This window comes from Serratia sp. 14-2641, assembly GCF_001692375.1.
In the GTDB taxonomy this organism is placed as follows: Bacteria; Pseudomonadota; Gammaproteobacteria; order Enterobacterales; family Enterobacteriaceae; genus Chania; species Chania fonticola_C.
In genome coordinates this window covers 13,484-27,181 of the sequence record NZ_LXKR01000095.1, presented here as the reverse complement: position 1 = coordinate 27,181, position 13,698 = coordinate 13,484, and the positions used below count along the sequence as shown (strand labels likewise).

At 53.3% G+C, this 13,698-nt stretch carries 20 protein-coding genes; 1 reads left to right on the top strand and 19 read right to left on the bottom strand.

The window, feature by feature from the left end:
• Nucleotides 1-27 precede the first annotated feature (27 nt).
• A complete protein-coding gene (locus A6U95_RS27050; RefSeq protein WP_065686735.1) occupies nucleotides 28-378 on the top strand; it encodes a hypothetical protein in 351 nt (116 codons plus the stop codon).
• A 26-nt stretch (nucleotides 379-404) separates the two neighbouring features.
• Here A6U95_RS27050 and A6U95_RS27045 read toward each other — a convergent pair whose 3' ends face one another.
• The 19 genes from A6U95_RS27045 to A6U95_RS26955 form a co-directional block, all read right to left on the bottom strand.
• Nucleotides 405-1,586: a baseplate J/gp47 family protein gene (locus A6U95_RS27045; RefSeq protein ID WP_065686734.1), complete on the bottom strand. Its 1,182-nt coding sequence runs from the start codon at nucleotides 1,584-1,586 to the stop codon at nucleotides 405-407.
• Nucleotides 1,573-1,923, bottom strand: coding sequence for a hypothetical protein (locus tag A6U95_RS27040; RefSeq protein WP_065686733.1), 351 nt, complete (start codon nucleotides 1,921-1,923; stop codon nucleotides 1,573-1,575). The genes A6U95_RS27045 and A6U95_RS27040 overlap by 14 nt, the downstream gene beginning before the upstream one ends.
• The gene (locus A6U95_RS27035; protein WP_065686922.1) at nucleotides 1,920-2,597 is read right to left on the bottom strand and encodes a Gp138 family membrane-puncturing spike protein; all 678 of its coding nucleotides are present in this window, start codon (nucleotides 2,595-2,597) and stop codon (nucleotides 1,920-1,922) included. Before A6U95_RS27035 ends, A6U95_RS27040 begins: the two co-directional genes overlap by 4 nt.
• Nucleotides 2,579-3,418 carry a hypothetical protein gene (locus A6U95_RS27030; RefSeq protein WP_065686921.1) on the bottom strand — a complete coding sequence of 280 codons (840 nt, stop codon included), beginning with the start codon at nucleotides 3,416-3,418 and terminating at the stop codon, nucleotides 2,579-2,581. The genes A6U95_RS27035 and A6U95_RS27030 overlap by 19 nt, the downstream gene beginning before the upstream one ends.
• 2 nt (nucleotides 3,419-3,420) lie before the next feature.
• A complete protein-coding gene (locus A6U95_RS27025; protein WP_065686732.1) occupies nucleotides 3,421-3,723 on the bottom strand; it encodes a hypothetical protein in 303 nt (100 codons plus the stop codon).
• A 1-nt stretch (nucleotide 3,724) separates the two neighbouring features.
• Nucleotides 3,725-4,279 (bottom strand): phage baseplate protein, encoded by a 555-nt coding sequence (locus A6U95_RS27020; protein WP_065686731.1) that lies wholly within the window; start codon nucleotides 4,277-4,279, stop codon nucleotides 3,725-3,727.
• A gap of 3 nt (nucleotides 4,280-4,282) precedes the next feature.
• Nucleotides 4,283-5,884, bottom strand: a complete 1,602-nt coding sequence (locus A6U95_RS27015; RefSeq protein ID WP_065686730.1) for a hypothetical protein — start codon at nucleotides 5,882-5,884, stop codon at nucleotides 4,283-4,285.
• 85 nt (nucleotides 5,885-5,969) lie between these two features.
• A complete protein-coding gene (locus tag A6U95_RS27010) occupies nucleotides 5,970-6,422 on the bottom strand; it encodes a hypothetical protein (protein WP_139102473.1) in 453 nt (150 codons plus the stop codon).
• Complete coding sequence (locus tag A6U95_RS27005) at nucleotides 6,422-6,865, bottom strand: hypothetical protein (RefSeq protein ID WP_065686728.1); 444 nt, start codon at nucleotides 6,863-6,865, stop codon at nucleotides 6,422-6,424. Before A6U95_RS27005 ends, A6U95_RS27010 begins: the two co-directional genes overlap by 1 nt.
• A 12-nt stretch (nucleotides 6,866-6,877) precedes the next feature.
• Nucleotides 6,878-8,359, bottom strand: a complete 1,482-nt coding sequence (locus A6U95_RS27000; protein ID WP_065686727.1) for a DUF3383 family protein — start codon at nucleotides 8,357-8,359, stop codon at nucleotides 6,878-6,880.
• A 15-nt stretch (nucleotides 8,360-8,374) separates the two neighbouring features.
• Nucleotides 8,375-8,914: a hypothetical protein gene (locus A6U95_RS26995; RefSeq protein ID WP_065686726.1), complete on the bottom strand. Its 540-nt coding sequence runs from the start codon at nucleotides 8,912-8,914 to the stop codon at nucleotides 8,375-8,377.
• The gene (locus A6U95_RS26990; protein WP_065686725.1) at nucleotides 8,904-9,101 is read right to left on the bottom strand and encodes a hypothetical protein; all 198 of its coding nucleotides are present in this window, start codon (nucleotides 9,099-9,101) and stop codon (nucleotides 8,904-8,906) included. Before A6U95_RS26990 ends, A6U95_RS26995 begins: the two co-directional genes overlap by 11 nt.
• A gap of 2 nt (nucleotides 9,102-9,103) precedes the next feature.
• On the bottom strand, nucleotides 9,104-9,469 hold the full coding sequence (locus A6U95_RS26985; protein WP_065686724.1) for a hypothetical protein: 366 nt from the start codon (nucleotides 9,467-9,469) through the stop codon (nucleotides 9,104-9,106).
• On the bottom strand, nucleotides 9,466-9,867 hold the full coding sequence (locus A6U95_RS26980) for a hypothetical protein (protein WP_139102472.1): 402 nt from the start codon (nucleotides 9,865-9,867) through the stop codon (nucleotides 9,466-9,468). Before A6U95_RS26980 ends, A6U95_RS26985 begins: the two co-directional genes overlap by 4 nt.
• A 95-nt stretch (nucleotides 9,868-9,962) precedes the next feature.
• On the bottom strand, nucleotides 9,963-10,394 hold the full coding sequence (locus tag A6U95_RS26975) for a DUF4054 domain-containing protein (RefSeq protein WP_065686722.1): 432 nt from the start codon (nucleotides 10,392-10,394) through the stop codon (nucleotides 9,963-9,965).
• Between the two features lie 12 nt (nucleotides 10,395-10,406).
• Nucleotides 10,407-10,775 carry a hypothetical protein gene (locus A6U95_RS26970; RefSeq protein ID WP_065686721.1) on the bottom strand — a complete coding sequence of 123 codons (369 nt, stop codon included), beginning with the start codon at nucleotides 10,773-10,775 and terminating at the stop codon, nucleotides 10,407-10,409.
• Nucleotides 10,776-10,864: 89 nt separating this feature from the next.
• A complete protein-coding gene (locus A6U95_RS26965; RefSeq protein ID WP_065686720.1) occupies nucleotides 10,865-11,998 on the bottom strand; it encodes a major capsid family protein in 1,134 nt (377 codons plus the stop codon).
• Nucleotides 11,999-12,009: 11 nt separating this feature from the next.
• On the bottom strand, nucleotides 12,010-12,504 hold the full coding sequence (locus tag A6U95_RS26960; RefSeq protein ID WP_065686719.1) for a hypothetical protein: 495 nt from the start codon (nucleotides 12,502-12,504) through the stop codon (nucleotides 12,010-12,012).
• Nucleotides 12,504-13,697, bottom strand: coding sequence for a DUF2213 domain-containing protein (locus A6U95_RS26955; protein ID WP_065686718.1), 1,194 nt, complete (start codon nucleotides 13,695-13,697; stop codon nucleotides 12,504-12,506). The genes A6U95_RS26960 and A6U95_RS26955 overlap by 1 nt, the downstream gene beginning before the upstream one ends.
• Nucleotide 13,698: the final 1 nt, after the last annotated feature.

The following is a 13,698-nucleotide window of genomic DNA, read 5'->3' as shown; positions in this document are numbered from 1 at the left end:
ATTTTATGGATAAAAAGGGTTGTGCAAATGAATAAATTAATAATCATTCCGATAATGCTTTTCTCTGCATCTGTTATTGCGGAAGATTTTTATACGTGTGATGGTTTCAAATATAATAAAGAAGAAAACATCAGAACGCCTATTACAGATGCAAAATTCGAGATAGAAGAAAGGGCTTACGGTATCTCTATAACAAACAACAAAACGGGAGATGTATTTGTTGCAGCCAATAAAATAGGGGATAGGCATTTCAAAAACGGAAACTTTGAAATATTAGCCCAAAATAGAAAAAAAGGTGGAATTATTTTTGGATATATGAACGAAGCAACAAAACAAACCGTTATGTTTGCCAACTGTATTCCAAAACCAGACTTTTAATTTCGCATCGCATAATTATTTTAATTCTAGCCATCAATCACAACATGTATATTTTCAGCCGTGATTGATGGTCTTTCATTTTTGGCAATGATGATTTCAGCTGCCGTTAGCTGATCGTTACCTCGTGCCACCAGCAGCTTTCTAACAAAAATTTCTGTCCGGTAGAGGTTGATCGCTCCAGCAATCTCGAACGGGCTGACATCCCCGCCAACAATGAAGCCCCGCTCGCCATCGATCTCGCCGTTGGCATACTGCAGGATAGCCGCTTTAACCTGCTCAACAGTCCCGCGCTTTACCGTCACGCTGATTTTAATCGGCACTTCCTTAGGCCGGTCAAACAGAACGGTGTAGGGGATTTGCGCATTTGGCTCCACTACTGTCACAGCTATGGCTCCATTCCATCCTGCGCCGTCCGTCTTGTTCTTCAACAACGACATAGCGACATCTGCATCGGTTCCCCCATGCACACAAGCCCAGACGCTATGAGGCTTCATATAGATACCTTCAACAGTTTCAAAGTTGTGGCTGATGTTCTCCAGGAACGTCAGCGACTTAACGCCAGGCACTCCGTACAAGCCGCTGATCTGGGCCTCCATCGTAGATATACCCTGATTTGCGAGGCGCACCTGACGTTCAAGCCGCAATGAGACATCACTTTGCTCGGACTCACCCGGTACTGCTGCATTACCGTTATAAACCGTTTCCCAGCCCAGAACGGCATCAACTACAGTGCTCAGGTCACCCGGAACACAGGTGACCGGCCCTGTCTCTACCGCAACAAAATCTACAACCGCGCGGCCCGCACTATTCAGGATTACCGCGCTGGCGGTTGCGAACACATCACCCGCACGGCTACGCGCCCGCGAGCCCTGTGCAACTTGGGTTAATGGTATGCCTGTGACCTCTACCCCAGAGATAACAGAGCGGCTGGCCGGAGTGCGACCGATGTCGAGGAAAGCTGAAATGGCTTCGAGAAAAATACCAACGGCGAGATTCGGGTTTATCTGGTTTGCCAACTGCGCGTTATTTCTCACCACTGCCGTTCTGGCGTCAGTCTCGGCGCTGATCAATCGCCCTTGCGGCGTGTCAGGTGCTGTAGACATTCGCTCACCCAGAGCTGCCCTAAACTCCTGCTCTACCCCTTCTTTGATATCCGCCGTATCAGCAACGATAACGCCGTTGTCGGCGATAAAATTATAATCTGCCATTAATGGTACCTTTCCCCCATTCTGTTTCTATCGTGGCGCTATAGCTGAATATATCGCTGTCGCGGGACATGGAAAATTGCGTGATCCTTACCGCGCCTGGTGTGGCCATAATGGCACTTCGGGCGGCAGCTTCGAACTGAGCTGGCCGATACAAATCCCAGATAGCAGTCTGTGTGGGCACCCCCTCATCCATTGCGTAGATCATCTCGCTACGCTGGGCGAGAACAGCGGTTTCGCAGCCTTGCAAGCAGGCGTCTAGATCACTAGAAATTGACAGATTTCCCGCGGCATCCAGGAAGATGTCGTGATCGTCATTCACTGAAATGCTGAGTGTCATACCGGGCCTCCTGTGTTGTCGCTCCCACGCTGAACACCTGAGTGTTCATGATCTGCCCCAACGTTTTTCCCGTCGTGTTTCATGCCGTCGGCGTTGAACACTAACGACTGTCCACCTGCAGAAAATGAAACGCCGACTTTATCCAGGGTGATCGACGTGGTACCCACGACGAGACGGATCTGGTCATCCTTCACGCCCAGCAGCGTTTCGCCATTCTTGTGCTGAATAATCATTTCGTTTTCATGTTCAGCGGGGAGTGTGTAATCGGCGAACATGTCCGGCACAAAACGCCCGTCCGAAAACTCATGCATCCGGAGAGTATTTGGCCTAGATTTTTCATTGCTTTGCATGAACAACGAAATATCTCTATCACTGGCCTCTATCCAGCCCTTATCCCCAGCCTTAAGCGGGAATGTTATAACGAAGTCACCGCCACCCAGCGCAAGAACTGGTACGCTGGCAATTGTTGCTCGCTCGACTGGCTGGCCATCGGTTGTTAAACGGCTGATCAGCGGCCGCACCGTGGCGCGCCCTGCCTCCCTGTCATAACTGATCACCACCGCGGGGAGCTGGCCATCAATGCCTTGCAGCATCTTTTTAAATGCGAACTCAATGACACCAGGAAGCGACTCACGCGACGCCGGATCGCTACTGCCTAAATTAGTCTCTGCCACAATCCAAGCCTCCGACATTCGGCAACGTTATAAAATGGTGTGTCACGGTTGCTGATGTCATAACTGAGTTTAAAAATAACGAAAGTGCCATTCGCCGCGGGGTTCAAGTCGCTTTGAATGGTTAGGCTGCCACCGGGGCGGCTGGACGGATCTAAGAGATATTTCACCTTAACCCCCTCCTCCGTAACTTCGGGCGCCCCGATCATGCCGGTGTGCTTGTTCAGCGTAGCGGCTACATTCGATAGCGGTGTATCAGCATTTTTGACTACCAGCCGGTCATCATCCACGTAAGCGTTATAGTTACCTGCGCTGGCCAGTGTATCGACCTGCTTTAGCTTTGAGCCGGTGTAGTTATAATTGCTGATATTCTTATCAGAGGCTTGAAAGTCGAGCGTTAATCCCATGCCTTGTGCAGCATCGCCAGCAACCTTGCTTAGCGGGATCGTAGATGCATATCCGGTGCTGAAAATATCAGTCATGAAAAATGCACCGGTACGAGCCTTGATAGTTAAGCCAATGTCTGGCGGCTGGCTGGGGGTGCTTTGCGTAATGTCCCCTTCAAAAACCTTGAACGTCCCGTAACTCTTACGGCCCGCGTAAAGAATAATTTTCTTTCTGCGGCGAGGGCGATTGAGTGGCGATGTTTCCAGTATCAAGTAATCGCGAACAGATTTTTTTAAATTAAAAATAGTTATTGTAAATTCGTTCTGTAGCGTATTTGCTGTTTTACTGCCTGTTGCCTTGATGAAAAGGTCGGTATATACGTTTAACCTACCGTCTACCTCAATGGCTACCGTGACAATCCTCGGGTCAAATTCCACATTTACACCTCGCCTGGAGCGTAATAATAAAGTTGGTGATCACCGCCGAATTTTTGATAATTTGGGTATTCATCGTTTACCGTGATAAAAGCAAAATTACCCGCTCCCATTTCCAAATGCTGCGGTAGAAAAAGCAATGACGGCATCGCCCGCACCCCTCGGATTAACATAACGTTATCGCGAATGATAGAAATACACATCAAATCATCACTGATAGACTTTATGGATATTTCATACCGGTGGTCACCTAAGCGAATAGTTAAATCTTGATTTGGGGTAGGCTCAATTTTAATCAATTGGGGCATCTTATTTCGCCTTGAAATTTGGGGTTAATACTGAGCTAGCGGCCTTGGTTAAAGGGTCTACCACCTTCCCCTTTAAAATGCTTACAGGCTTACTTGGCTGCTGTTCACCGCGGTGTACTGTGCTTGTGTCTTTCGGGTCTTTAACCTTCCGTGGCGGCAGTGCCTGGTACTGCGTGGTGATGATCTGTGCTTCTTTCAGTTGCATCGCGACTGCGATTGAACCGGCCTGCTCTGGCGTCTCTTCGTGTGGCATGGCTTGTAAGGCCATGCGCGAATACATGCCAGTGGCTAGATGGACGGTGTAAAGTTGCTCGCCATGGAACGCTTGCCGGATATTGCTGTAAGTGTCCTTGAAGATGTCCTCGGGCAAGAACACTACCAGCTCAATTTCAACAGGTTGAATCACGCGGTGATCGGCAGTGGTTGCGCCGTCTTCCAGCGGGTGTTCCATCAGTTTCGCTTCTTCCATGACTGATGCTTTCATGCTGATAGCGTCGGGGAATGCGACGTTAAATTTATCGTCATAAACCCCATAAACTTCTGTGGTTTTTCTCATTGCTTACCCCACCAAACCGTCATCGAAATGACTGGTCGCATCGCGCAGTCCACCACCGATACCCTGAGCAATTCCCTCGGCATCCGTTGCTTTGGTTTCGACTGTGATGTTATCAACCTTGAAGTTATTGGTTTTCGTTACCGCACTTTGTTTACTATTCGCTATGCTATTACTGGTCATTGTCGTAATGGGAGAGGACGACAGTCCACCCATATACGCACCCGCGCCATAGGTCGGTGGTGGTACTCCATATGGATTCCATGCTGCCGGATTAGGCTGTTGTGGCTGGCCTTTACTCGCCTTATTCGCTACTTCGGCCTTGGCTGCCTTCACCTCGTCTTCCCCGGCGCCAAACCAGCCCTTTACCTTTTTCCACGCGTTTTCTATGCTTTTGAATCCGGCAATTGCCAGCCCAACAACTTCACTGATTAGCGCTTTGAGACTTTGCCAAATCACAGAGGCCACTTTTGCGATATTTTCAAAAATGGTTTCGCCAGTCTGCTCACCGAAAATAAGCTTCAGCAGGTCTTTAATTGCCTGCATGGGGAACTGGATGATGCTGTCGGCCAGCATTTTCAAGGCGCCGAGCGGATCGGTAAACAGGTAGTTCAGCCACGCCCATGTATCCATGACAACTGCTTTTAGCCCCTCAAGCACACTTGCCAACCAGGGGAATTTCTTCACCAGATCGCCAGTTACGCTATCCCACCCGCGGAAGTAGGCGATCACGTCGGCAACCACCAGCGCCAGCGCAGCAATTGCGGCACCAATCAAGATAATCGGCCATGTGGCAGCGAGGGTGGCAACGGCTGCGCTGATCATCGCGGGCAGGTAATACGCCGTGACGATCCCGGCAACCACCATAAACACATCACCCAGCGGCCCCTTGTTCTCACTGGCCCACTTTGATAGGCCATTCCACTTATCAAGCAGGTACTGCATCACCGGGATCAGCATCATACCGATCTCGGTCTTAATGTTGTTAAAGCTCATGCTCAACACGCGTAAATCTTTGTTGAACTTGTCCGTCATTTCCACCTGTTGCTTGGTGATCACCCCCTGCTCTTTCTGTTTCTTGACCAGTTCCTCAACGCTGACCTTTCCCTTGCGCAGCAGCTCGATAGTACCTTCATCCAGGCCTATCATTTTGCCTAGGCGCTGGGCGCGGAAACTGCTCATGCCTCCAAGGGCTTTGCTATAGCGCAACAGGGCCGCCTCCGGATCACGGAAGCGCTGCGCCATGTTGCCCAAGGTGTTCGTGAAAGCGTTGGCATCCCCGCCGCTTGCCTCTACAGCTTTACGCCAGGCATCCAGCGTGGAAACGTTAACGTTCATCTGGCGCGCCTGCTTACCCAGCTCGCTCGTGTTTTCGGCGGTAGTGAGTGCCAGTGCTTTGAGGCCGCCGAGCGTCAGACCGACGCCCAGCAAGCCAACTGCGGATTTAGCCAGCGAAATAAAAGAGGTGCCAAGCTTTTCGGCTGCGGCATCGGTTGCCGATACCGTGTCTTTCAGCTTGTTGGCCTCCCTCTCGCTATCAGACAGCCCCCGATCCAGTGCCGAGGCGTCTGCTGCAAACGTGTAGTAAAACGCCTCGAGCAGGTTCATGTAGATGTCCTTTGGGCATGTTCAACGGCCAGCATCTCGTTATAGCGCTGTACCGCGATGATTTCGAAAAGGTCGAGCGCCTCTTCTAGGGTGTAGTTTTCTCTGAGTTCGCGGAGGCTGGCGCGTCCTTCCCCGATGATCGTTGCAATAAATCCGTCAACGTTTGGGTAATCGACTGTTTGAGCTTGCCCGTTAACCCGGTTAAGAAACCCAAGGCGGCGCCGTTCCTGAAAAAAGAGCAGTTGTATTCCATCATCGCCCACTCCAGTTTTAGGAGCGTTTCGAAGTCGGGAACGTGGTTGTTCACCAGCTCTTTCGTGGTCAGTTGCAGTTGGCCGGCTTCGGTCGGTACCGCCACAAAGGCCATCAGCTTTAACATCAACGCTTCGTTGGTCTTGTAGTCCCCCACTTTTGGTGCGCCGCTTGTCGGGTACTGGGTGACGATCTCCCGGCCAGCGATCGCCGGGAACTTACTCAGGATGTAAGTTTTCGAGCCGCCGTCGGGCAGGGCGATTTCTTTCTCGATAGGTTCTAACATTATGCGCCCACCTGATTTTCAAATTTAAAGACATAGGGTTTAGACTTCATGCGGCCCGCACTGGCTACCCCATTGCCCAGCATGGCATCGGTGATCACCCCATTCGACAGGGTGCGCACGGTGCCATCCGGGTACGTGAAAACGATGGTGATCTTATCGCGCGCGCTCGTCTTACCTTTGCCAACGCGGTTGGCTTCCGCCAGCACATAAAGATTCTTGTCATCATCACTATTCGGGATCACGTTCAGGGTGATCACCAGCGGCTGCGCGACAGACCAAACCACCATGTCGCCGTTAAGGCCCATGCCCACATCGTTTAGTTGCTGTGATGGACTATCGAGCGGATCGGCGTCATCAGCGAACTGTGTGACGTTAAACCCTGCAGGGAAGGTGGTAGAGGCGCGAACATTCGCAATCAGGCCGAAGCCGGAAATATCATTCATTATGGTGCTCCGTTAGATTAGGGCATGGGTGCCAAGAACGCGGCGGATTGCATCGTCTTTGCTGTAAATCAGGGTGTAGACACACTGCCACTCAGTACGCCCGTCTGGTGTAACAAAGCTCTCCATCCACGCATCAAGCCAGTAGCCGATCCCCTGCACCTGTTGCCAGGCGTTGCTGTCCCCTGTCATCTGGGTGATATAGAGCTTCTGTGCGGTTTTGAGTGGCTTGTCTACGCTGATCACACCGTTGTCCAGCGCGGCATCGATCGGTTCTTGCAACGTTGAAAGGATTGTCCCTCTGCCGTTGCGGTTGGCAGAAATCCGGTTTAGTGTCAGCTGCGCAGAAAGCAGGGCCGCGGCACAAAGATCTTTCAGCCACTGCTCGTTAGCGTGAACGTTCATGTCAGTGGGTGCCGTAGCGCCGCCCATAAGCACACCACGCTGGTAAAAATCGATCTGCTGGCCTGCGGTCTGTGTCCGCCCGTAATAGTTCACGCGCAACTTGTCATAAAAATCAGAGAGCGGGGTTGTGGTGACTTTCGGCGCAACGTTCGGCACCTGGCGATACATGTAGTTGATAACGCCATTCTTGGCGCTGTAGTTCGTGGCCGCCATTAACGCGCCGGGGATCTGCTCGTCAAAATCAGCGTTGATATCCGCCACCAGTGTTAAACCGACGCTGGCGATCGACAGGAGCGCCGCGCTATAGGACTCCGCCTCACTGGCTTTGCATCCAACCAGCAGCATGTAAGCCACGTTTTTTGCGGCGTTTGCTTCTGCCAGGGGGATCACTTTATCGAGGGTAAGTTTGCGGATGAACAGCAGCGCGCCATAGTTGGTGCTGATATTATCCATCGCCGAAACGCTATCTTCCGCCACCAGCGATAACGGAACGCCGGGGATCGAGGTGCCGTTGGTCAGCCCCATCGCATTCGCAACAAGGCCAGTGGTGAACTTGATAGCCACTGCGTCATTAGTGCCTCCGGTCACCACAAAACGGGCATTCAACGGGTCATAGGCCACCGTGCTTAATGTCAGGACAGCAACACCCGTAACAGCACGTAACGCCGTTTGCAGCAGCGTAGCAGCGGCTGACATGGTGCTTGAGGCAGGGATGGTTACCGAAGCGGTCGTGAAGGCCACACCGTTTACAGTTCCCGCGACTGTCGAAGCGGCCGCAGGCAACGTGCGAACCTGGGTGCCGATGACTTTCGACGGCGCGACAGTAAACTGGTCACGCGCAAAGGCCAGCTTGGACGGCTGCACGATTGCCGGGGAGATGTAGGAGAAATATTTAACGGCGCGGCGGTATTCTTCCGAGTCCCGGCCGAAATAGCTGGCCACATCATCCGGGCTGGTGAACTCAAGAATGCCGTCAGTCGGTACCTGGGAGTTTTCGGTGAAAATGCGGAGGATCAGTTCGCGCGCACGGACGTTGTTCCCGCCGCCTACACCTGATGTGATTTTTGTATATTTATCAATAGAAATAGACATTTATTGCCCTCGGGTTTATACGCGTCCGACGCGAAAAACGAATGATTCGATAGTGGGGATTTCGGTGATGTAAACATCGGTGTGATTAACGTCGATTTCGAAAAGTGGCCGCTGTTCATAGCCTGGTGTGTCTCCGGCAACGTCCACGCCTTTAACACTGCTAACGCGCATCACGTTCGCACCGCGCTTCACAAGCGCCTGCTGGAACTCAGGGGATTGCATCACGCGGGCCGCGGCCTTCACCATGTCAGCTGGTGTAACGGCATCCGGATCGGTGTAGTCGTATACCTGTGCACCACTAACCTGGTACGTGTTGATCATCACTTCGGTTGTGGTACGTCGCATAACCTGTGCGGGCTCGTCATACTCTTCGCGGTGTCCAGGCGAGCCACACCGAACATCAAAAATCTTGTGCAGGTAGATAACCGGGTCGGCGCTCATGCCCTGCTGCGTCGGTTGATGACTTTGCCAAACATTTACGCCAGCGTGGCCCTGCCGTTCTAGCCCCACCAGCAGCTCGGCGCGGATCAGGGTTATCAGTTCGTTATCCTTCATGTTCCACCTGCAGATAGTTTCCTGACTCGGCAAAAAGAGGGCTTCCGCTCTCCGTCAGTAGGGCGAAAACAAACACCGGGATCGGCGGCTGCGGGTCGGGGGCTGTGGGCGGGTCGGGGGCGGCAGAACTTACACCACCTATCAGCCCGCTATTGATCAGCACATAGCGTTTAACGTGTATCGTCACGGCTACATCTCCTGACAAATAACGGTGCACCAGCCGTCTTGGGTTACCCATTTTTCCGGGTTAGTGGCTTTCCAGCGCTGACCGTCCCATAGGATTTCGTCGCCGCTGGCATCCCGGCCCACGCCGATCACATCGCGGGACACGAACCACTCGACATAGCGTCGGGAAACATCGAGGCCCATTTGTTCGACGCTGGCTTGCGGTACCGCCTGAACGCTGCCGCTGAGGATCGTCACACCTGGCTCGAAATGAGGAACAAGCACACCGTTCGGCAGTTCCCTCCGCTGTTTGTTGTCGCGGTAATACATCACGGACTGGGAGCCAATTACCCCCAGCGCCATATTTAATAAATTGATGCCCGGTATCACTCATCACCTCCAATAACTACGTGGGTCACTGTGGCCAGCATCAGGCCGGAATCGTTAAGCGGCTTGGTTGATATCACCGTCGCGCCCGGCCCCGCCTTACGCGCGCGGGCTTTTAGTGTGCTGGTAGCCAGTGGCGGCTCGAAAATCTGGGTGATCTTCTTCCTCACATCCCCGGCCGCCATCAGTCCCAGCCCTTCCATCACCTGCGCGCTGGTGCGTGTTCCTCTCAGCACGGCTGAAAATCCTTTTTTCATGGTGTTGTCCCACTCGTTTTTTTTCTCCGCCTGGGTGCTGCGCATCATTGAACGAGGAGGGATCTTGCCATCAGCCGAACCGTACTCCTGCACCACGGCCACACCGGCTACAGGCGTTCCGTCTGGGTACCGTGCTGATTCCATCCAGCCGACTCGCGTTTGCAATTTGCGGATGGCTTCGAGTTCCCGGCGGATCCGTGAAACATTCCCGGCGCCCGAGCTTGTCCAGCGCCCGGCCATCAGTTGAACACCCCGCCCACTTTGCGGAATGCGGTGCGCTCCGGCAGCCCGCCGACATAGGCGCCACCAGCCGCCTTGATGTTGAGCAGCGCCCAAAGCTGGAGCCCATACGGTGTAGTGGCCAGCCAGAACTGCCAGGCTGATCGCGCGGGCGGTGGCGTAATGCTTACCGATACCTTGCTGATCGTTGCACCGGTCACTACCCCTGCCGTTGTCTGCCCCAAGCCGATCATGTGATTCGACCAGGTGAGGTGGGCGGTCATGAGATAGAGCGCGCTTTCATAGCAGTGGCCGCGCAACGTTTTACCGGGTGAGATAAAGCATTGCGCCTGCATCCACTGTGCCTGGATCAGCTCATTAGGGAAGGTGACAGGATCGGCCAACGCCGGGAACTGCGCGCGGAACCTTGCGATATCAATCACGTATTCCATAGGTCACCGCCGTTATTTTTTCTTGGCACCCTTCGAACCCGCTGGTGCTTCACCCTCGGCAAAATCCCCATCAGTCAGCGGCGCGGAGTTGTCGCGGGCCTCCATGTTGGTTGCGACTTTTTCCGGGTCGTGGGCTTTCTGCTCGACCGTAACGAAGCCGTTTTTCTCGTGCATGATGAAAACAGGGTGCGCCCTGAGAAGCTCAAGATCGGCATCTTCGACGGTCGTCATCACACCTTTAGGCGTAATGAGATTTTTGGTTGCCACGTTCGCGCCGCCCTTGATGGTGATCTGGCGCTCAATGGTCGGCATGTCGTTAACCGCTTCTCCGTAAATGGTGTAATCGACATCCGTAGAAAGCGTTGAGAAGACATAAAACATAGGGTTACCTGCATTAAAAAAGGGAGCAGATGCTCCCTATAGGCGTAAAAAAAGAGGCTTTCGCCTCCGTAGGTGTCTATCGCGGCCCGTTAGATGCCGATCATGCGTACCACACCATACGGACGTTTCAGCAGTGCGCCTGCGGTGGCGTTGCTGTAGTCCTCGATGTAGTTTTTACTGCGCTTCTCTACGCCCAAGGTGTAGAACTTGCTCGGCACCAACTGGCCCCACACGTTACCGCCATCGCTTGAGCCGTCTTCCAGCGATTCAGGGTAGGCATAGAGCACATCTGCGCCGCCTACTGCCTGAGCCTGCTCCGGTGCGGTGACAAAGGTCACGTTCGGGTAGTTCTCTTTCATCCAATTACGCACCGAGTAACCCAGTGCAGAGGTTACAGTGAGGAATTGGTTTGTTCCCGTTGGCAAGCTGATCCGGATTGGCGTGGTTTCCGGGTCGATATTGTCCATGCTGTTGACCTGCAGCGCAGTCAATACCAGGCGAATATCGGCGGTGATCTCCAAGAGGGTTTTATCCTTCCATTTCGTTGAACCGCCCGCGCCGGTTGCCGCTGTCATCGCCGGTAACAGGCTCGGCTCATTCAGGAAACCATAAGTCAAGTTGTCGCCGTTGTTGTAGCCATAGAAGCCAACGCGGTTACGCTGCACCTCTAGGAACAGGCCCGAGCCATTGCGTTTTTCCGCTGCTGACGCAATGTTCGCGCGAGATGAGCGGGCCTCTTCCAGAACGCTAACCGACATGCCTGATTCAAAACGAACCACAGTGCGGCGCGCATAGCCCACATCCCAAGACGCGAGCGGCACATTACCATGATCAGAATACGGCACGGCCTGGCCTTTGTGCTCAATAACACCCTGAACAACTTCTTCATCTTCCCATGCCCCGACCGTTTGAATACCGATTAGCTGGTCAATTTTTCGCGCGGCGGTGATCATGCGCACGAACCCTGGCAGCCACGCCTGCAGGAACTGGATTGGCGTTGCTGAACCGCTAGGCAGCAATCCAGGCATTGGCGACGGCGCGATCCCTACGTCATTACCATCAAGGGCCATACCAGACATCATCTGGCCGATCGTGGATGGCGGGATATTAATCCCAAGACGATATAGCTCTTGGTGCGCGTTGGCCGCGATATGCTCTTTCGTCAGTACAAGAGGACGAACGTTGCTCGCGGCGATTGCGCTATGAATAATCGATTGTTTCATTAAAAATTTCCTTAGTTGGTAAGCTGCACAACGATGATCCCGCCATCTGCGGAGGCCTGCGGCAGTCGTGCCACTTTCGCGTTAGGTACCTGCAGGTGACCGGCCAGCGAACCCACTGACGCATCCAGTGCAACAGTTTCCCCAGTTGCCGTGCTGTACCAGAGATTAAAGCCAACTTTCGCCGCCTCACTGGTCAGCATGTTTATGATCGCCATGTCATAGAATGCGGCGCTAACGCCGTTCGGCACAAAAGCATTACTGCCTTCATCACCAATGCGGCCGGTAAAGGTATGCTCCTTCGGATTGCCCAGGACACCCCAGAAGGCTCCCTCGCCACCAGCTGCAACCGTGCCATCATCGTTTAGCGTGAAGACTCGCCCGAAAACGTTATTTGCCTGGTCAGCGCTTTTCAAGATGCCCGGCTTGGCGCGCAGCGGGCCATCAAAGGACACCTCGCCGACAACGCCGAAGCCATAATCAAAATTAACTTTCTGCTGAAATTTCATTATTTATTGCTCCCGGTGAGGTATTTAGAGATCGGGCTGTTCGCGTCGGCACTATCAAGGCCGGTACCCTGCACCACCTTTGCTTTAGGCGCTTTAGCTACGCCGTTCAGGTACCCATCGAGATAGGCCATCTCCTGCCCTTTCGGTGCCGTGATGCCCAGCTTCTTAACGCCGTACTTTGCCACCTCGGCGGTGGTCATATCGGCGGCATCGAAGGTACCAACAACTGGAGATAGGCGTTTGACCAGTTGGTCACGACGAGCCACCTCACGGATCACGTCTTTGAACCCGTCACGTTTCAGCGCCTTGATCTGCCTGTCCATCGCATCCAGAGCGACGGCTGTCTTATCGTCTTCGTTATCCGCGGTGCCTTTGTTCTCCGGATCGTCGTTATCCTGAGTGCCCTCCGGTTTATCCTCGTTATCCTTGGTACCTTCCGGATCGTCCTCGTTGTCCGCCGTCCCCTTATTTTCTGGGTCGTCGTTATCCTTGGTGCCTTCCGGATCATCTTCATTGTCTGCGGTACCACCAGCAGCCAATAGCTTTTGCAGGCCTGGAAGCATGGAGATAAAAAGCTTCATGGCTTCTTCTGGCGAGTATTCTTTGTTTTCGTCTTCGTTCATTTCGATAAAGTCCTTCGAGTCAAGTGTAAATGCGTCAAGAACGGCCACAGATGGCCCCTGACGCCCTTCATCCACCGAGGCTAGGTGATTGCCCCTTGGCTTGCGTTGGATAACATCATAGGGCTGCCCCTTGGCTACCCCGCTAGGTGCCACACCGGGCGACCACTCGTATTGCGCCCTGTATCCCGGTGATAGTTCTTTCTTCCCCTCATCAACCAGCGTTGACATTGACGAGGAAAATAGTTTGATATTGCCGCGCAATACTCCTTTCTGGTCGTAATAGACGCTCTCGCCGATCGTGCCTTGAACCCCCTTATCTTCTGCTGGGGTAAAACCCTCTTCCTCATCCCCCAATAGCCCTGGTGGGTGGTCATCAATCCAGGGCAGCAGCTTGAAAGACTCAGCACACTCAGGGTCTTCGAGTTCCTCTTCCGGTCGCCACACGCGATAAACCTTGTCCGGGTCGGGTGCGCCCGGTAATTTCTTGCCGATGTATTCAAAAATACCAGCCGTCAAAATGGGGTTGTCGCGGGACTCAAACCAGCCGTTACCGTCAATTTTCCTCGCCATC